This is a genomic window from Bradyrhizobium sp. STM 3562 (assembly GCF_045571435.1).
Classification (GTDB): domain Bacteria; phylum Pseudomonadota; class Alphaproteobacteria; order Rhizobiales; family Xanthobacteraceae; genus Bradyrhizobium.
Genome location: NZ_CP120694.1, coordinates 2,762,223 through 2,781,563 on the forward strand (window position 1 = coordinate 2,762,223; position 19,341 = coordinate 2,781,563).

13 protein-coding genes are annotated in these 19,341 nt (G+C 58.5%); 8 read left to right on the forward strand and 5 right to left on the reverse strand.

Features of this window, described 5'->3' with window-relative positions; all coding sequences use genetic code 11:
- The first annotated feature begins 229 nt into the window (after positions 1-229).
- Positions 230-598 carry an H-NS family nucleoid-associated regulatory protein gene (locus P6U23_RS12675; protein WP_407180084.1) on the forward strand — a complete coding sequence of 123 codons (369 nt, stop codon included), beginning with the start codon at positions 230-232 and terminating at the stop codon, positions 596-598.
- Between the two features lie 579 nt (positions 599-1,177).
- A complete protein-coding gene (locus P6U23_RS12680) occupies positions 1,178-1,423 on the forward strand; it encodes a hypothetical protein (protein WP_407180085.1) in 246 nt (81 codons plus the stop codon).
- A 178-nt stretch (positions 1,424-1,601) separates the two neighbouring features.
- Here the strand turns inward: P6U23_RS12680 and P6U23_RS12685 are convergent, their stop codons facing one another.
- The 3 genes from P6U23_RS12685 to P6U23_RS12695 are packed head-to-tail and all read right to left on the reverse strand — an operon-like array spanning position 1,602 to position 4,436.
- Positions 1,602-2,063: a hypothetical protein gene (locus P6U23_RS12685; RefSeq protein ID WP_407180086.1), complete on the reverse strand. Its 462-nt coding sequence runs from the start codon at positions 2,061-2,063 to the stop codon at positions 1,602-1,604.
- Positions 2,041-2,922: a hypothetical protein gene (locus P6U23_RS12690; RefSeq protein ID WP_407180087.1), complete on the reverse strand. Its 882-nt coding sequence runs from the start codon at positions 2,920-2,922 to the stop codon at positions 2,041-2,043. The genes P6U23_RS12685 and P6U23_RS12690 overlap by 23 nt, the downstream gene beginning before the upstream one ends.
- 35 nt (positions 2,923-2,957) lie before the next feature.
- Positions 2,958-4,436 (reverse strand): exopolysaccharide biosynthesis polyprenyl glycosylphosphotransferase, encoded by a 1,479-nt coding sequence (locus P6U23_RS12695; protein WP_407180088.1) that lies wholly within the window; start codon positions 4,434-4,436, stop codon positions 2,958-2,960.
- 175 nt (positions 4,437-4,611) lie between these two features.
- On the opposite strand from P6U23_RS12695, the gene P6U23_RS12700 reads away from it, so the two are divergent.
- Positions 4,612-4,917: a hypothetical protein gene (locus P6U23_RS12700; protein WP_407180089.1), complete on the forward strand. Its 306-nt coding sequence runs from the start codon at positions 4,612-4,614 to the stop codon at positions 4,915-4,917.
- 105 nt (positions 4,918-5,022) lie between these two features.
- On the opposite strand, the gene P6U23_RS12705 is transcribed toward P6U23_RS12700, so the two are convergent.
- Positions 5,023-7,353, reverse strand: a complete 2,331-nt coding sequence (locus P6U23_RS12705) for an AAA family ATPase (protein WP_407180090.1) — start codon at positions 7,351-7,353, stop codon at positions 5,023-5,025.
- 639 nt (positions 7,354-7,992) lie between these two features.
- On the opposite strand from P6U23_RS12705, the gene rfbA reads away from it, so the two are divergent.
- The 5 genes from rfbA (at position 7,993) to P6U23_RS12730 (ending at position 18,987) form a co-directional block, all read left to right on the forward strand.
- Positions 7,993-8,913 carry a glucose-1-phosphate thymidylyltransferase RfbA gene (gene rfbA, locus P6U23_RS12710; protein ID WP_407180091.1) on the forward strand — a complete coding sequence of 307 codons (921 nt, stop codon included), beginning with the start codon at positions 7,993-7,995 and terminating at the stop codon, positions 8,911-8,913.
- A gap of 77 nt (positions 8,914-8,990) precedes the next feature.
- Positions 8,991-15,011, forward strand: a complete 6,021-nt coding sequence (locus P6U23_RS12715; RefSeq protein ID WP_407180092.1) for a DUF4082 domain-containing protein — start codon at positions 8,991-8,993, stop codon at positions 15,009-15,011.
- A gap of 10 nt (positions 15,012-15,021) precedes the next feature.
- Positions 15,022-15,360, forward strand: coding sequence for a hypothetical protein (locus P6U23_RS12720; protein WP_407180093.1), 339 nt, complete (start codon positions 15,022-15,024; stop codon positions 15,358-15,360).
- On the forward strand, positions 15,338-17,560 hold the full coding sequence (locus P6U23_RS12725) for a peptidase domain-containing ABC transporter (RefSeq protein ID WP_407180094.1): 2,223 nt from the start codon (positions 15,338-15,340) through the stop codon (positions 17,558-17,560). The genes P6U23_RS12720 and P6U23_RS12725 overlap by 23 nt, the downstream gene beginning before the upstream one ends.
- A complete protein-coding gene (locus P6U23_RS12730; RefSeq protein ID WP_407180095.1) occupies positions 17,557-18,987 on the forward strand; it encodes an HlyD family type I secretion periplasmic adaptor subunit in 1,431 nt (476 codons plus the stop codon). Before P6U23_RS12725 ends, P6U23_RS12730 begins: the two co-directional genes overlap by 4 nt.
- Before the next feature lie 42 nt (positions 18,988-19,029).
- Here the strand turns inward: P6U23_RS12730 and P6U23_RS12735 are convergent, their stop codons facing one another.
- Positions 19,030-19,320 (reverse strand): acyl carrier protein, encoded by a 291-nt coding sequence (locus tag P6U23_RS12735; RefSeq protein ID WP_407180096.1) that lies wholly within the window; start codon positions 19,318-19,320, stop codon positions 19,030-19,032.
- Between the last annotated feature and the right edge of the window lie 21 nt (positions 19,321-19,341).

The following is a 19,341-nucleotide window of genomic DNA, read 5'->3' on the forward strand; positions in this document are numbered from 1 at the left end:
GTTCCCGGTCAGGTTCGCGGTTGAGGGACTCTGATTCGGTTCCCTCCGGTCGTGCGAGGACGACAACTTCAGGTGGTGTGTCGAATGCGGGGCGCCTGGTTGTGTCGATTTTCTGGCGCGCGGTGTTTTGACGCTATTTTAAGCCGGGGTGCTGCTGCTATACTCTTGATTAATCTCGGACATGGACATATGACAGCGATTATAAGGGAAGGTACCGCAAGGCTGCAGCATGTCGGCGAAGCAACCCCAATTAGAATCTATGTCCCTGGATGATCTCTGGGCTCTGCACGAAAGAATTACCGGGATTCTGTCGGCTCGGATCAAGGCGGAAAAGCACGAACTGGAGAAGCGGCTCGCTATTCTCAATCGCGGTATGGATGTCACGGTTAGTGCCGGCGAGCCTAGGTCAGTTGGCGAGAAGCCTCGGCGGAAATATCCGAGAGTGCTACCGAAATATCGCAACCCGCAGACCTCCGAAACCTGGTCGGGGCGCGGAAAGCGGCCGCGCTGGCTGGTCGCGGCAATGAAGTCCGGACATAAGATCGAGGAATTTCGTATCAACGAGAATAGCGCGAGCAGGGCACGCCAGAGGGCCTGATTCGAGCGATTACGCGCTAATGGGCGGATTCATTCCAGGCGCCAGCGCGCCAGCTCCTGCTTGTTCGCCTTTTTGCGCTGCTGCTGGTAATGGAGCTTGAACCTCGGAGCCGTTTAAGGCGATATAAATCTCGCAAAGCGCTTCGATCGCACGATCTTCTTGGAATGGCCCTTTCCGTCGTTTGTAAGTGCCGACGAGTAGGTGCAGAACTACTTCTCCACAGAAGATTGCTGCGCCCGCGCGATCTCGAAACCAGCTTTTGGAATACTCCCAAACGCCCAGCGGTTCCCGTTGTGCGCGAAGATCGTCACCACGTACCCATCTTGATAATGAGTTGGATGGCCTCGGACCTGATCCGACGGGCGTACCGACGCCGGTAACGATTTGGTCGGCCGCCCGGGCCCGGTGAAGATGCAAGACCGGCGGTGGATCCTTGTCATTAAGTCGGCATGTTGCCGGTTCAGGAACGGCAGGATTCGTCAGCGGCTTTCGGGGCAGTTCTCGTCGGCAGGTTGAGTTCCGGGTTGTTTTTATTTAATTTTAAATATAAAAAATAAATCCAAAATTTGGAGGAAACAGATGTTTTCAATTCTAAAAGTTGTCCTCATCCTGCTCGCGGTATCCGGGATCGCGACGGCTGGCTATGTGTTTTATAACGCGGCCCTTTCACCGGATCACTGGGTCTATCAAGGTGGTTCACCGACGAACTGGAAGGATGGGGGTGTTCATGGCGCGCCCGGTCCCATTGCCGGCGCGGGACTCTCTGGCGTCGCTGTCGCCTACGGCGTCTACCGGCTGATAAAGCGCCGTCGCAATTCGGCTTGACCTATTCAGGTTTCGAACGGTCTGGATCTTAGCGGCGGTCCGTGCGACCATTCCTGGCACGCTGATCAACCGCGTCGTCGCCTCTTGTTGCTGAGAGAAACCATTCCCTGAAGGAGATACCGATTAAGCCCTCCGGCGAAGTGGATGCACGCCGGATGGCAGGTTGTCCCAGGTTGGATCAGAAGCGCAGTTCGCTCCAGGGCAGGTGCTCGGCATTGCACGACGAAACGACAGCAATCACCGGCGGAATTTGTTTCACGAGACCGAGCTCGCGAAGAAATCGGGACCAGAGATAGGTGGCGGTCGTAAGATTCACCGGTTGCTCGTTATACACCGTTCCTCGAAAAACGTAGGAGATATGGTCGTTCGACGCTACTATACGTCGGACGAGATCCGTCTCGAACCCAAGCGGTGAAACCCTTGCCACCCACAAATGGCAGGAGTCCGAGGTGGCCTCAATGATGCCGGTGGACTCAACCGACTTGTCTGTGACCGAAGCCTCAAACTGGTGATCATCCAAAAACTTGAGAATTGCGTTGCTGATGTCGGTCGGAGTCCCGGGCTTGATCGCGAACTTCCATGCGATCGTTGGCAGAAGCACCAGGATGACAAGCCACTTAAGGCCAGGAGATCGCATCATCCTTCACACCCCAGAAGCTGATTCCCACGATGAGACCCAACGTCGCGATGTTTACAATGCTCTCACCCAAAGGGTCGTGAAGTGCGTCGTAATGCGAAAGGCTCAATCCCATCACACTAAGGCGCAGCACGTTTACGCCGACCACGCTCGCGCAGGCCAGGAAGCACCAGAGAAAGTCTGACGGACTTGGTTTATGCCGCGTCAATTGGCTAACCGTGACCCAGCAGAGCAGGGCCAGCGACATGTTGGCGAGCGACGAGCACCTCTCAAATATCACCAATGTCCCGGAATGATCGGCAAATTCCAGCATGTTTCCGGTTCTGTGCGTGTCCAGCATCCATGCGACAAGCGATGCGTCCGCCATCAGAATTGGCTTGGCGAACAAATAAAACAACATTCGACTCCAGAGCATCGGCACAGTCGTGGCAAGGAGAATAACCGCACCTCGGCGCCCTGAGTCGTCGAAGTTGGCAAAGATCAAAATATAAAGACTAAGAGCGGTGACGGCTGCCCAAGCCAGTGCCGCAACTGGAAGGGTGACAAGCAACAAGAGTACGGCGCCAACCGCGAGGTCGGCCGCGCGGATTTTGCCTGCCGTGCTACGGAGCACGAGCCCTATGCCCGCGATGCAAGAGGCAAGGACGATCGCGCTGATGTCGAATGTACCGAGAGCGGCATTTGCCCATCCCCTCAGATCGGCCGACGCAACGATCTTCCCTGCCAAGCCATTGGCGCAGCCTATGATAAAAAGGCCTGCAAAGAACTCGGCTCGAGACAATCGCATCTGAAGACTTGGGCGCTTGATGCTTTCGCGTATCCACGCGTGAGAGCCGAGAAGTGAACGCCTCCGGTTGCTCATTGGGAAATCCCGAAGCGCGACTGCGCAAGTTGTACCTAGTAGGCGTTGCGTCCGCGCAGAACCTCGATTGGAGTTTGAAGCAAGATCGCAAGATCAAGCCCGAGGCTCCAGTTGTCGATATACCAGAGATCATATTCGACACGTCGTTCGACGAACGCCGGAGTTGGGGTCGGCCCTCGGCATCCGTGTATCTGCGCCCAGCCAGTCAGACCGGGTTTGACACGGCGGCGGAAGGCATAATTCCGGACGATCTTGTCGAACTCACCGTCCTGCGCGACGGCGTGAGGCCGAGGTCCCACAAGAGACATGCTGCCGTCGAGTACGTTGAGTAGCTGCGGTAATTCGTCGATACTCGTCCGGCGCAGCCACTTGCCGATGCGCGTCACGCGACTGTCGCCTGGTCTGGCCTGAGTAATTGATTGGCCATCTTCCAAGACGACCATGGTGCGGAATTTGTAGATGCCAAAGCTGCGGCCGTTGAACCCGCAACGCTGTTGCTTGAAAAGGACAGGTCCGCGTGAATCCAGCTTGATGGCAACAGCGACTGCTGCGAGCAGCGGCGAGAGCATGATCAAGGTCAATCCCGCGCCAAGCAGGTCAGTGAGCCGCTTGGCCGCGCACTCTACGAGAGAAAGTGGTTCGCGCTGTAGTTCGACGCATATTGCGTGCCCTAGGCCCCGCGTGGGTCGCTTCAAAATCTCCGACGCCACCCCGATGGGGACGAAGACCACAGGAAAGGGCAGAACCCGCAAATCGGCGACGAACTTCCGCAGCTCGTGCCACCTATTGGCATCCGCCTCCAGGACAATCTCCTCTATATCCGAGCCGCGAATATGTTCGATGACACGGGAACTGAATCGTTTGCGGTAACCCGACCCAGCGTGCGGCGGCGGCAAACTGAAGCATCCGGTGATTGAGAACCCGAACGTCGCCAGGGCCTGCGCCAAGCCGGAGTCCTGCGATTGCGAACGGTCGGTGATGAGGACAACCTTGCCGCCCGCAAATTTTCTGCCGCTGAGACCCTTCATGATCAGAGCTCTGATCGCGGCTCGGTCCGCGATCAGCAGGATGAACCCAAGCAGGATGAAAATGAGATTGGTTCCATGGAAGAGCTGCTGGCCGAAGTTGAGCGCACCCACCGCAGCGGCGAGCAGAAGGAGCGCGAACGTCCAAGCGAGGCCAGCGACGCGTATCTGGTCACGGAAAACCAGGAGTTCTGTCGGCTTGTATCTGCCGTAGATCTTTAGCAAGGAAACGAACAGCGACGCCACCACAATGGCCGAGCCGAGGGCTTTGCCGACATGGGCCAGGGTCCCGCCATCGTCAATCGGATATAGCAAGGCGGAAAGGAGGCTGGCCAAAAGGATCGCGGCAAGGTCGATCGAGATCGCAAGCGTCTCGATCGAGCGATATCGGATCGGCCATTTTTGCTCGGGTTGTAGGCGAGGAGCAAAAGTGCGAGAGACGACCTCGCTTGGGACGTTCACTGCTGCATGGCGGCTGACAAAATTCATCGTCCGAACCGGCGCGTGAGGATAATCCGTGCATTAAATAAATTAGAACTCTATTAATCTACATTTAATAAATCAAGGCCATCATATTCCCGAATTAAAGTTTGTGACGGAAATAATTTTTGATCTTTTTCGGCTTTCCGCCGCCGCTGACGCAAGCCGCTTTTCGGGAGGGCCCATGTCGGCTCTGATCCTCTATGTTGTCGTAGGACTGATCGCTGGCGCTCTTTTCCGCGTCCAAACACTGGTGGTCTTGGCCGCTTTGGTCTTCTGTGAGGACCTGGTCTCTTTCATCCTCAGTGGCAGCTCTGATGGCCTGGTGCGGCTGCCGACGAGCCAATGCGCTCTCCAGACCGGCTATGGTGGCGGCCTGTATCTCCGCAGCGTCTTGGAACGGGCGGGACTATTGCCGCTCACCCATGTCCACGATCGCAAAGCCGCCATTCCCGGTGAAGACGAGATCACGAGCGACGCTATCGGCTAGGAGGCATGCGCATCTTCCCAATATTCCTCCCAATCTCCCTGGAGCGTGATGATCCCACGGTTACGCTCTTCGGCTCATGGAATAGAGAGGGGGGGTTGCTTTCAACTATCCCCTTTTGTTGAAACTCGTTCTCATGGCGCTCGCCTTGGAACCGGAGAGGCCATAATGAACGTAGTGGCTATCGCTGTAGTAATCGCTGCAGTAGCTATCGTAGCGGGCCATGGCCTTGATATCGGTCTTGTTGAGGACCGTTCCGATCAGGCACTCACAGATGGTTGGCGCGGTGTGCAGGGCATGTTGGACGACGTCAATTTTCGTGCGTCCCCATTCGACCACCAGAATGAACGAGTCGATGAGCGGAGCCGTCACGCGAACATCGACGAGCGGCGTCAGCGGCGGCAGGTCGACGATGATGTAATCATAACTCGCCCGCAATCCATCGAACAGGTTGCGGATGGCGTCATCCGCAAGGATCTCGCTGGTATGGAAGAGGGGGCTCCGCAACACGGCCGGGAGAAATGCCAGATTGGTCTTGGGATCTCGCCAGAGGGTTTCCTCCACTGAGTGGGTGCCGTTGAGGACTTCGACGAGGCCGGCAGAGGCATCAGGAGCAAGGCTGGCGGAGAGCGACGGATTCCTCAAATCGCAGTCGACAATGAGGACCTTCTTGCCGCTGTGCCCGATAAGCTCGGCGAGTGAGGCAGCAATCGTAGTCTTGCCCTCATTCGGGAGGGCCGAGGTGATACCGATCACGTGATTGGAACCTCTGCCGGGATTGAGGTCGATCGCGAGCTTGATCGAGCGGATTGCCTCAACGAAGCGCGACAAAGGCATGCCAACAATGGCCCGGTGAACTGCCGAACGGTTTGAAAGCAGGCGGGGCCCCACCTCGTTACAAGAATTGCGTGAAGAAACGGTCTGCTTGGTGACATTCAGATCACGGAGCCGGGGCACCAGCGTCAGGCACGGCAGATCGAGCGTGCCCTCGAGCTGCGTGGGCGTCCGAAAGACGCGGTCCATTATCTCCCTGAGGAAGCCCAGGCCGATTCCGAACACGAGGCCGCCAATCGCGCCGAATGCCATGACGAGATGCGGCTTTGGCTTGCTCTTATTCTGCGGAGGTGAGGCGGGAGAGATCACTCGCGTTTCCGAAACAGGAAAGCTCTCCTGCTGCATCGAGCCCATGTAACGCTGCAGGAAGGTTTCATACAGGTTGCGCAATTCCTTCGCCCGGGTTTCCAGCTCCCGTATCGTCAGCTCGGCGGAACTCGTTGAGCGGGACTGAGAGACTGCGCCGGCCAGTTGTCTTTCAACGTCCTGCTGCTTTTGCTTGGCGACCTCGAGCTCGCTTCGACTGATCTCTGCGAGCCGTCTGACCTCGTCGAGAATGGACGTGCGAAGCTGCTGCATCTGCATCCGCAGATTAACGACGGCCATATGGTTATGTCCGAACCGGGCCGACCACTCACTCTCGCGCCTTGCTAGTTCGAGATATTGTTGGCGGAGATTGGTGATAATTGGGCTGTTCAGGGTGTCTACGCTCGCCGCATCCAAGGTCCCGATGGTTTGCGAGTTCTCTGAATTGACGCGAAGGATTGCTTCGTAACGGTTCAACTTGGCCAGAATATCGGCGGATTGCGCACGAGCTGCCACCAATCGGCTGTTGAGGTCTGTGATCTGCTGGTCATCGATCGGCTTTCCCCCTGGCGACACGATGTTGTGCTGGGATTTGTAGGCGCTGACGGCGCGTTCGGCTGCGAGCGCCTGCTCGCCAAGGGCGCGAAGCCTCTCCTGCAGCCAACCCGTTGCGCTGCGATTGGCTTCGGACTTAGCGCTTACGAGGTCGGCGATGTAGGCCTTGGCAATTGCATTGACGATTTCGGCCGCCCGTTGGGCTGTACTGGCGCTATAGCTCAACTCGATCACATTGCTGACACTCACCCGGCCAACTCCGAGCCTGTCTTGAAATGCATTGATCACTGCTTCGGGAGGTTGGTCAGGAGTGCTCGATTGTGGGCGCTCCGGAGGAGGCGCAATCCAGACGCGAAGCTGGTGCAACAACGATAGGAGCGGAGATCCAGGCCGGTTTAAGTCGGGATCATTTGCCAGGTCGAGCTTATTGATAACGGCGACTGCGATGCCCCTCGATTTGAGGATCTGAAGCTGCGTTTCAATCTGGCTGAGATCGAAGGTTGGCTCCGCGACCAGCGACTGTTGCTGGACGAATTGCGCCTTGTTGTTGGCAAGCAGGATCTGAACCTGAGCTGTATAGGTCGGCGGAGTGATCTTTAAGTAGATCACGCAGCCCGCCATCGCGAGCGCGGCAGTGAGGATGATCACCAGGTATTGACGTCTAAGGAATCCAAGCGTGAAGTTGACAAGAGCGCCGACGCCATCTTCGGTCTGACTGCTCAGTGCTCCGCCGTTGGACGACATAATCGCTCTGTCGGTCTGCAGTATATTCCTCTGAAGCATTGGGTGCTCGCTTGCGCCGCTTGTCAAACGCGTTCGGCCGCGGGCCCGGCCAAACCATTAAGGACTGCCGAATGTCGATCGACGCTCCGGCAGATACTCTCTTGCATTTAATAGAAATATATCCGATAAAATTGCAGGTGTCCAAATTAAATATACGATGCTTAATTTGATCGAGCGGTGTCGATAGACCAATCCCTGGAGATGCTGCCCAGCCTGCCATGCTCGATCACGGAACTTGTTTTTACCGGAATGTCGTTGCGGACGTATTTAATGCGAATTTAAAACCCGCCGCGGTGCGCACGGGAAGTCGTGTCCGCCATGGTCCGATGGCGCGCTGACAGAGGCATTGCTGATGCTGGACTGCGATCTTTGGCGATCCTCGACGTCAAACCGATCAGGACGAGGCGGCTCTCAGGTGATCACAGATACTTTTGTGAGAGATTTCAACGAGCTGATCTGCCGGCGCACGGCACTCACCCATTTTCGGCAAGCGCGTCGAGGTGGAGTCGGAGCGCGAAGGGGACGTGCGGCTGCTCGTATGCGTAGCCTTTGCGCGAACAGGCATTCGTGTCTCGACCAATAGGTCGAAGGAGGAGGCCGATGTTGAAGGGAATCGTTTTGGCGGGCGGGAGCGGAACGCGGCTCTATCCAATCACACACGCGGTGAGCAAGCAGTTGCTTCCGATCTACGACAAGCCGATGATCTATTATCCGCTCTCGACTTTGATGCTGGCCGGTATCCGCGACATCCTTGTCATTACGACGCCTGCAGACCGGTCCCAGTTCGAGCGGCTTCTGGACGATGGCAGCCGGTGGGGCATCAGGCTGAGCTACGCCGAACAGCCGCGTCCCGCAGGCCTTGCCGAGGCCTTCATCATCGGAGCCGATTTCATCGGCGGCGACCGCGTGGCCATGGTGCTCGGTGACAATATCTTCTTTGGGCACGGCTTGCCTGAATTGCTGGCGCGGGCGGTCCGTCGCGAGGAAGGGGCCACGGTGTTCGCCTATCACGTCCGCGACCCCGAGAGATATGGAGTGGTCACTTTCGATGAAGCGGACCGGCCGGTGCGGATCGATGAGAAGCCGAAGAACCCGGTCTCGAACTGGGCCATTACGGGTCTGTATTTCTTCGACAATCGCATCGTGCGCTATGCCCGGCATGTCGAGCCCTCGGCGCGGGGGGAACTGGAAATCACGGATCTTCAAATGCGTTACCTTGCGAGTGATGCCCTTCACGTCGAGCGCATGGGTCGCGGCTTTGCCTGGCTCGATACCGGCACGGTCGAGTCGCTGATCGAGGCGGCGAGTTTCGTCCAGACGCTTGAAACCAGGCAGGGGATGAAGGTTGCGTGCCTAGAAGAAATTGCATTCAGGCAGGGATTTATCGATCGTGATCAGGTGATGGCGGCGGCGAGGTCGTTGGTAAAGACCAGCTACGGCAGATATTTGGTCGAGATTGCCAGCTCGTCCTCGCGCGTCGAGGACAAGAAAGCGGTCATGTCGCGGGCTGTCGTTAAATAATTTAAATTAAATGAATTGACCTTTGATTTAATACGGTATTAAATATTTGAAGGCCGGTTCGAATAGAGGGCTTTGCCATGTTGAGACAGAAGCCAGATGCATTGTTCGATGCGAATGTCCAGGCTCTGTCGTCTTCGGAGGTAAATTATACGCTCGATGATTTGGCCGTTACGGTGACCGGCTTGCCGCCTGCCGGTGCGGTGCTGAAAGCGGACGGCCTCACGCAGGTCGCCATTGGCGATACTCTGACGGCTGCCGAGCTTGCCGAATTGAGCTATTCGGATCCGTCCGTTGAGGTTGGAAGGTCGACACCCTGGCAGGGCGCGCGCATCTATGTCCCACGGAACTTCGGGCGCCTGCCGCTGTCGCTGTTGGCCGATCTTCCCAACGGTTTAACCGCTGATAGCACCATCGAGATTGCGGAGTTGCCGTCGAACGGGTCGCTGTTCCTGGCCGACGGAATAACGGCCGTTGCTGGTGGTCAGGCGATCACCGCCGCCCAATTGTGTGGATTGACGTTTCGTCCGAACGCCAGTGCGTGCGGTCAGATTTCGTTGCTGCGCTATCGCAGCTTGGACCAGACATTGACCGGAGAGGTGCTGCTGGTTGTTGGTCCCGACGCGCCCTGTCGGGCCTCTGCAGCGTCGGATGCGGCTGACAGCGTCGGCTCCGTTACGCCCGTGGCCGTGGCCTTGCTGCTGGAAGCGGGTCTTTCATCTGTGAACTCGACGGCCGCATCGGCCGCCGTCGATCCGAGCGATGTGATCGCCCAGCATGCGCCTGGGCGAGCGGATGTTTGGGCCAAAGTCGCAACCCAGATCGCTGATCGGCCGGCGGCGGCTGTGCGTGACGGGATGGGCCCGGCGGATATCGACATTTCGGCTTCGACGATTCTCGCACATTCCGCAGTCGCCGGAGCCGAGGCGACCGGTTCGACCGAACCGGACACCAATTTGCCGCGACACCATATAGGTTCGAGCACGCCTCCGGATTTGGTGAGCCCGAAACCCGCGTCTCTGATACAAAGCCTCGATTTAGTCGGACCCAAATTGGTGGCTCCGGCACAGAATAACCCTCAGTCCGCTACGGGCGGTTCAGGCTCTTTCCAAATTGCAAACAATGCCGTCCTCGAGATCCGAGGCGCCTCTACGGCAACGGTGACTTTCGCTACCAGCAATGGTGAGCTCATCCTCGATCATTCGGCCAATTTCCACGGTGTGATTGGAAGCGCGTCGCCCACCACACCGCTTTCGCCGAACGATCTGATCGACTTGAAGGACCTCGCGTTCACCTCGTCGATGTCGGCGTCCGTCCACTATGATAGCGCCACAAACATCAGCTCAGTCGATTTCAGCAACGGCTCCAAGACCATCACGCTGCAGTTCTCCGGTCAGGATCCGAACTGGATTTTCGCGAGCGATGGCCAAGGCGGAACTCTTGTCGCCGATCCATCCAACACTAATCCCATCTCGCTCGAGAACTCGCTGCCGGGGACGCCTCAGAGCGTTTGGCAGATCAGCCCGGGCCAGGATTCCACGAAGCTCGAGGGATTCACGACTGCGATCAGTACCAACGTCGGTGGTACGGTGCAGTTCAAGATCGATAATCTGACGGGTAACCCGAACTATCAGATCCAGATCTACCGGCTCGGATATTACGGTGGAGATGGCGCGCGCCTCATCACCACCCTGCAGCATACGACATCGGTCGTCCAGCCTGCGCCGATCACCAATCCTGCGACGGGTGAGGTCGACGCCGGCAACTGGAGCGTCACCGATTCCTGGAATATTCCCAGCACTGCTGTTTCAGGTGTCTATATCGCGAACGTGGTCCAGGGCAGTCAGGTTTTCCAGATTCCGTTTGTCGTGAAGAATCCCAGCTCCACGAGCGACATCGTCTTTCAAACGGACGACGAGACCTGGCAGGCCTACAACGGGTGGGGCGGCGCCAATCTATACGGCGGAAACGGCCCGTCCGCCGGTGGTCCGCAGGGTGGAGCCGGGGCGGCCTATGCGGTCAGCTACAATCGTCCCATCACGACGTATGACAGCTCCGGTGCCGAGTCGGGGGTGCAGGATACCGTATGGGGTGCGGAATATTCGGCGATCTATTGGCTGGAACAGAATGGTTACGACGTCTCGTACATTTCCGGCATGGATACTGCCACCAACGGATCTTTGCTGCTTAACCACAAGATCTTCATGGATGTCGGCCACGACGAGTACTGGACGGACAGTCAGGTCGCGAATGTCCAGGCAGCGGTGAATGCCGGCGTCAATCTCGCATTCATGAGCGGCAACGAGATCTTCTGGCAAACGCAGTTCGCACCGAGTATCGACGGCAGCAACACCGCCAATCGAACGCTCGTCACTTATAAGGACAGTCATTTCCAAAAGTTGGTCAATCCGAGTGGGCAGGGGACCGGTTCGTTTGAAGCTCCGACCAGTTGGGGCGGCGCCGGTATGCCGTCAAACGCGCTGACCGGCACTGTTTTCCAGGTTGACCAAGTCCCCAACCTTGCGGCGATCACGATTCCCTACGGTCAGACCCTGCTTCGGGTCTGGCGCAACACCAGTGTTGCCAACACGACGCCTGGCCACACCGCAACATTGTCGTCAGATCTTCTTGGTTATGAATGGGATTCCGCTCCGGACAACGGCTTTCAGCCCATCGGTCTCGTAGACCTCTCCTCGACGACCCTGACGACGTCGGGGTCTTACAATACCGAATTTGGCAACATCGATACGTCCGGCACCGCAACGCATAACCTCGTCGAATACCGCGACCCTGTTAGCGGCGCTCTCGTTTTCGGAGCGGGGACGGTGTTCTGGTCGTGGGGCCTTTCCAATCAAATATTCGGAACAAGTTGGGGAGGCTCTACGCCGGACCTGAACGTTCAGCAGGCGACGGTGAACCTGTTCGCCGACATGGGAGTTCAGCCGACAACGCTGCAAGCGAGCCTTAAGATCGCAACTGCATCGACTGATCACACGGCGCCCACGTCAACGATCTCAAGCGTCTCCAGCACCAAGCCCGTCGAGGGACAGTCGGTCACAGTTACGGGCACTGCTACGGACAGTGGTGGCGGCGTAATTGCGGGCGTCTATGTCTCGACAGACGGTGGGAAGACCTGGCACCCTGCAAGCAGTCCGGTCGGCGCGGCCAGCGAAAATTGGAGCTACACTTTTAATGCGCCAGCGCCCGGGACGTATACGATCCAATCGCGCGCCGTTGACGACAGCATCAATCTTGAGACGCCCGGTTCGGGCGTGTCGTACACCGCGGCGCCCTCCACAGCGCTGAGCCTATTTAGTGCGAGTGCGACGCCTGCTACGGCGGACGCGGCTGATAAAAACGCGGTGGAAGTTGGCTTTAAGTTCACTTCAAGCACCAACGGTCAAATCACCGGGATCCGCTTCTATAAGGGATCGACGAACACCGGGACCCATGTGGTCGATCTGTGGAGCGCGACCGGTACCTTGCTCGCGACCGCCACGTCCTCTAACGAGACCGCCAGCGGCTGGCAGCAGGTCAATTTTTCAAGCCCGGTGAACATCACTGCAGGCACGACCTATGTCGCTTCGTACCATATGACGAATGGCGGATACTCGGATACGCCCTACTATTTCGACACCCTGCAAAACCCGACCAACGGATCCCTCTCGGCAATAGCGAGCGGTCAAAACGGGCTTTTCGCATATTCATCCGGCAGTGTTTTTCCGAACAATGTTCCGTCGACGGGAGATAATTATTGGGTCGATGTCGTTTTCAACGACTCTAGCCAGAATCCTCAAGTGAAGAACGTCGGCGGCTTCACGGTTGCCGAGAACGGGACTTTGACGATCGCCGCGTCGACGCTGCTGGCTAATGCCACTGATCCGAAGGGCCTGCCGCTATCGCTCGCGAGCGTCAGCAACCCCGTCAATGGGACGGTAAGTTACAACGCCAGCACGCAAACGGTCACCTTTACGCCAAATGCCGGATACGCCGGTGCGGCAGACTTTACCTTCACGGTTTCGGATACCAGCGGCGCCACAGGATCTGGCCAGGCATCGATCAATGTAACCTATCCGGTTTCCGCGCAAAGCCTGTTCGGGACCAACGATACGCCGAGCCAGGTCAACTCCAATGACTCAAGTGCTGTTGAGCTCGGCGTCAAGTTTACCGCATCTACAAGCGGGTACATTACAGGGATCCGCTTTTACAAGGGATCGGCGAACACCGGGCCTCATATCGCGGATCTGTGGAGCTCGACGGGAACGCTGCTGGCGACGGCGAATTTCACCAACGAGACCGCAAGCGGGTGGCAGGAGATCAATTTCGCGAACCCGGTGTTTGTCACCGCCGGTACGACATATGTCGCTTCATATCACACCGCCAGCGGCAACTATTCGGATAGTCCAAATTATTTCGCAAACCCTGTGGTCAACGGCGAGCTGACCGGCACTAACGGCGTGTACGCCTACGGTACGAACCAGATATTCCCGACCAACAGCTTCAATTCCACGAACTATTGGGTCGACGTCGTCTTCAACGGAACGGCTAAGGCGATTGCCAATGGCGACAGCGGCTTTGTGGTCAACAAGAATGGCTCGATATCGATCGCGGCCTCGACGCTCCTTGCCAACGATACTGATACGGCTGGCCTACCGATCTCAATCGCGAGTGTCGGCAATCAAACGAATGGGACGGTCTCCTATGATCCCAACGCGAAGACCGTGACGTTCGTGCCTACGGCCGGATATACCGGGCCCGCGAGCTTCACATATACGATCAGCGATACCGGTGGGAGCACAGCCTCGGCTGCCGTCTCGCTTTTCGTCAATGACCCCTCTGCCGAGACGCTGTTCTCCTTGTCTTCCACCCCGAGCATACAAAACGTGAATGATGCAAGTTCGGTGGAGCTGGGGGTGAAGTTCACCGCCGACGCGAGCGGAGTGATTACCGGCCTCCGCTTCTACAAGGGGGCACAGAATACCGGAACGCATGTTGCGGACCTCTGGAGCTCAAACGGGACGCTGTTGGCCACCGCGACCTTCAGCAATGAGACGGCGAGCGGCTGGCAACAGGTCAATTTCGCAACACCGGTGAGTATCACCGCTGGCACGACTTATGTGGCCTCGTACCACACAAGTGGCTTCTACTCCATGGATTCCAATTATTTCACCAGCCCGGCGGTGAGTGGTGACCTGACCGCGCAAGCGGGCGTCAACGGAGTCTACAGCTACGGTTCGGGCAGCATCTTCCCGGCCAATACTTCGGGCAATGAGAGCAACTATTGGGTCGATGTGGTTTACACCAAGACTCTGTTGCCTCCAGTCGCCCATGACGACAGCGGCTTTGTCGTTGGCGAAAACGGCTCGATCACGATATCTGCGTCGACCTTGCTCGCGAACGATACCGACCCCAACGGGCTGACGATGTCGATCAAGAGCGTCAGCAACGGGAGCAATGGCAGCGTCAGTTACGACCCGAATTCGCAATCAGTGACCTTCACGCCAAGCTCCGGTTACACTGGCACGGCGAGCTTCTCCTATTCGATCACCGACAGTGGGGGAGGGGTGGGGTCGGCCAACGCCTACCTTCTCGTCAACGATCCGACGACGGCCAGCCTGTTCAGTCCGACGAGCACTCCGAGCATCGTGACTGCGAACGATTCCAACGCGGTCGAGCTTGGCGTGAAATTCACTTCCTCGCAGAACGGGCAGATCACTGGACTGCGCTTCTACAAGGGGCCGCAGAACACCGGAACGCATGTTGCCGATCTCTGGAGCTCGACTGGCACGCTGCTGGCGACCGCAACGTTTACCAACGAGACGCCGAGCGGGTGGCAACAGGTGAATTTCGCGACGCCGGTCGCGATCACCGCGGGCACAACCTATGTGGCCTCCTATCACACCAACACCGGCGAATACTCCGTCGATCCGAATCTGTTCGCGACGGCGCTCACGAACGGTCCTCTGACCGCTCCTTCCAGCTCGAGCAGCGGCGGCAACGGTGTCTATGCATACGGCAGCTCGAGCCTCTTCCCGACCAACAGTTTCAACTCCTCGAGCTACGGGGTTGATGTGGTCTTCAAGCCACAGCTCGCTGCATAGAGGTGACGGAATGCACGCTGAACTCTATACGGATGGAGTGGACGAGATCACGGTCGGCGGCTCGATCGTTCGGGTTGATCTGGTCACACTTTCTCCGACAGAACGCGACGCCAACAACGCGCCAAGGCGGGTGCTCTGCCAGCGCCTGATCTTTTCGGTCGAGGCCTTCGCCAATTCGGTCGACGTGATGCAGAATGCTCTTCAGGGATTGGTGGACGCCGGCGTGGTCCGGCGCAACCAGCCGAGGACGCCGCCCGGATCGTCACCCACTACGTTGTCAGCCGAGCGCGGTCCGACAACTCCGACCACCCCTCCACGGTCTCCGAATGTCTCAAGCAATTTCCGCTGAGATCGAGGTCGCCGCTGCCGCGGAAGCGCCGCCCTCGACGCCCGACGAAGCGGGTGCGGTCCCACGAACGGCACTCGATTGTCTATCCAGGATCGCCGCCCACCATGGCATCGACCTACCGGCCGAACGCCTGCAGCACGCCTATGCGCTCGATGGCAGCCCGATTTCGCTGAGCCTTTTGCTTCGCATGGCCAAGGAAGCCGGCCTGCGTGCCCGGGGCACGCGGATTGACTGGGGCGCATTGTCCCGGCTGGGCGAGGCCTATCCGGTTCTTGTGCAGCTTACGAACGGAAACTGGATCATCGTTCTTGGCGCTGGGCAAGGACCCGATGGCGCGGAGGCGGTCAATGTCTTGGATCCGTTGGCCGATCGTCAGGACGAGCCGCTTTTCGTTGACCGGGACCTGTTCTGCGCGCGGTGGACCGGAGACGCGATCCTGATCAAGCGGGAGCGCCCGTCATCCGAGGGCCGGAGGTCTTTCGGCCTGCGCTGGTTCGTCCCGGAATTGCTGCGTCAATGGCGGCTGTTCGCCGATGTCGCCATTGCGGCGGTCCTGCTCTACGCGCTGGGCCTCGCTCTTCCGATCTTCTTTCAGCTCGTCATCGACAAGGTCCTCGTTCACGAGAGCTTCACCACGCTCTACGTGCTCGCCGGCGGGGCGACCACCGCGCTGGCGTTTGATGCGATCTTCGGATTTCTGCGCCGCTACCTGCTGCTCTATGCAACCAACAAGGTTGACATAAGGGTAGCCACCAAGACCTTCGGTCACCTGCTCGGTCTTCCCGTAACGTTCTTCGAGCACATCTCGGCCGGTGTCCTGGTCAAACATATGCAGCAGGCTGCACGAATCCGCGAATTCCTCACCGGCCGGCTGTTCCTGACCACGCTCGATGCTCTCTCGTTGTTCGTCTTCGTGCCCGTGCTGGCGCTCTATAGCGTCAAACTGACATGCGTGGTGCTGGCATTCACCGGCGCAAGCGGACTCGTTGTCGTGCTGCTGATGGGGCCGTTCAGACGTCGCCTGTACGATCTTTACCAGGCGGAGGGCGCCCGCCAGGCCCTTCTGGTCGAGACCGTGCACGGCATGCGCACGGTCAAGTCGCTCGCCATGGAACCACGACAGGGCAAGGTCTGGGACGATCGCTGCGCGCAGTCGGTGACCATGCGTTTCGGCGTCGAGAAGATTTCCGCCGGAGCTCAGGCGATCACCGGATTTCTGGAGAAAGTGATGACGCTCGGGATCATCTCCCTGGGCGCGCTCGATGTCTTCAGCGGCGAAATGACCATAGGTGCGCTGGTCGCCTTCAATATGCTTGCGGGCCGCGTCTCGGGGCCCCTGGTCCAGCTCGTGACGATGGTCCACGAATATCAGGAGGTTGCGCTTTCGGTTAAGATGCTAGGCGAGGTGATGAACCAGAAGCCGGAGCGCGATGGCAATCGCGACGGACTGGCTCCCGAGGTGGTGGGCAAGATCGAGTTCGAAAATGTCTCGTTCCGCTATGGGCCCGATGGCGCGCCGGCGCTCGATGATGTTTCCTTCTCGATCGCTCCAGGCTCCATCTTCGGGATCGTCGGGCGGAGCGGCTCCGGCAAGACGACGCTGACGCGGTTGATCTCCGGGATGTATCCGGTGCAGCAGGGCTTGCTGCGCATTGACGGCTACGATTCCCGGGAGCTCGATCTCGTGCATCTGCGCCGGAATCTCGGGCTGGTTCTTCAAGACAATTTTTTGTTCCGTGGCACGGTTCGCGACAATATCGCCTGCGTCAAGCGGGATGCCACGTTTGCCGAAGTGGTGCGGGCGGCTCAGCTTGCAGGAGCCGACGAATTCATCGAGCGGCTGCCGCGTGGGTTCGACACCATGCTCGAGGAGAATGCTTCGAATCTGTCGGGCGGGCAGAAGCAACGGCTCGCAATCGCGAGGGCGCTCATTGTGAACCCGCGTATTCTGATCCTCGATGAGGCAACTAGCTCGCTCGATTCCGAGAGCGAGATGATCATTCGGCGCAATCTGCGCCGCATCGCGGAGGGGCGGACCGTCATCATTGTCTCGCACCGCCTCTCGATGCTGTCCGACGCGAACCAGATCCTGGTGATCGATCGGGGGCGGATCGTCGATGTGGATCATCATGATCGGCTGCTGTCGAAATGCACCATTTACCGCCATCTTTGGAATCAGCAGACGAAGCACATCGCATGACAACAGCAGACGGATCGCGTGCTGATGCGAGCGCCGATGGCCGCCGAGCCAAGCTCAAAACGGTCGAGCGGCGTCGGAGGCGGCTGTTCAGACCTGCCGCCCGGCGCCCGGATGTGGTGAGGGAGTTCCAGTCTGACGCGATCGAGATCGAGCAGCAAACGCCTCCGCGGGTGGCGCGCTTGACCCTTTACTGCGTTGTCGCGCTCATTCTCGCGGCGATCGGCTGGGCGACAGGTTCGCAGGTCGACATGATCGTCACGGCGCAGGGCAAGCTGATCACCACACATCCCAATCTCGTCGTGCAGCCACTGGAGACCTCGGTCATCCGCGAAATCCACGTCAAGGCTGGCGACCGGGTGAATCAGGGGGATCTGCTGGCGACCCTCGACCCGACATTTTCCCAGGCAGACCTTGACCAGTTGCGCAACAAGGTTGCCGTTTTTGATGCGTCGATCAATCGGCTTCGGGCCGAGCTGGATGGCCGCGAGTACGCAGCGGCTGACCCTGCAAATGCCGAGCAGGCCCTGCAGCGCAAGATGTTCCTGCAGCGGAGGTCGTCCTACGAGGCGCAGATGCAGAATTATGATGCGCAGATCGCATCCGCGCGCGCCAACCTGAAGACTGCGCAAGACGAGGAAGCGGTTTTGGTGCAGCGGCTCGAAACCATGAGGTCGATCGAGACCATGCGCAGCACTTTGATGGACAAGGAGGTTGGCTCGAAGCTGAACCTGCTGCTCTCCCGCGATGCTCGGCTGGAGGTCGAAAGCAATCTGGCGCGTGTCCGCGGAAATATTGCGGACTACAAGCATCGCGTCGACAAGTCCCAGGCGGACCAGAAGGTGTTCGCCGAGGACTTTCGCAAGACGGCCTATCAGGATCTGGTCGAAGCGCTCGCCAAGCGAGACAGCGCGGCGGAAGACCTCAAGAAGGTGGAGCTCCGCCGTCAATTGATCGCTTTGAGGGCGCCGGCCGACGCCATCGTGCTGGAGATCGCCAATCGCACCGTCGGTTCGGTGGTTCGCGAGGCCGAGACGTTGTTCGTGCTCGTCCCCCGTGATGTGCCGCTGCAGGCAGAGGTCAATGTCGAGGGCAGGGACATCGGCCAGGTGGCGGTGGGCCAGCCGGTACGGATCAAGTTCGAGGCGTTCCCGTTTCAGAAATACGGGACCGGATCCGGCGCGGTCCGCGTCATCAGCCAGGACTCATTTTCCCCAGATCCCAAGAGCGAAGCCGCGCGCCATACCGCGCCATACTATCGCGTTCTGGTCGACCTGACCGATACGCATCTTCGGCTGCCGGAGGATCGAGTCCAGTTGATCCCCGGCATGGCGGTCACCGCCGAACTGAAGGTCGGGCGGCGCAGCGTGATCTCCTATTTCCTGTATCCGCTGCTTCGTGGTTTGGATGAAAGCATCCGCGAGCCGTAAGAGTTGCGAGGCGCAAGCGCCCCGCGCCATCGGACCGGCTATTCAACCGGCGAGGAGAGGCGCATCGCGGTGAAGTGTGGTTTTTGTCGCGACGAAATCCGTGAGAGAGCCGACGGTCTCAAGGATGTCGCCCGTAAATTCGCTGCCGTCGATTTCGAACCCGAACTGCTCCTCGAGTGAGGTGAGCAGTTCAAGGACCGCGAAAGAGTCAAGCTCGGGCATACTGCCGAACAAGGCGGTCGACCGATTGAGCGTGCCGGCCCGGTCCTCGATGCCGAGTGTCTTCACGAGAACTGCTTTGACGGCGTCAAAGGTACGATCATTGATGTCCATTTTGTCTTCCCATTTTCGAAT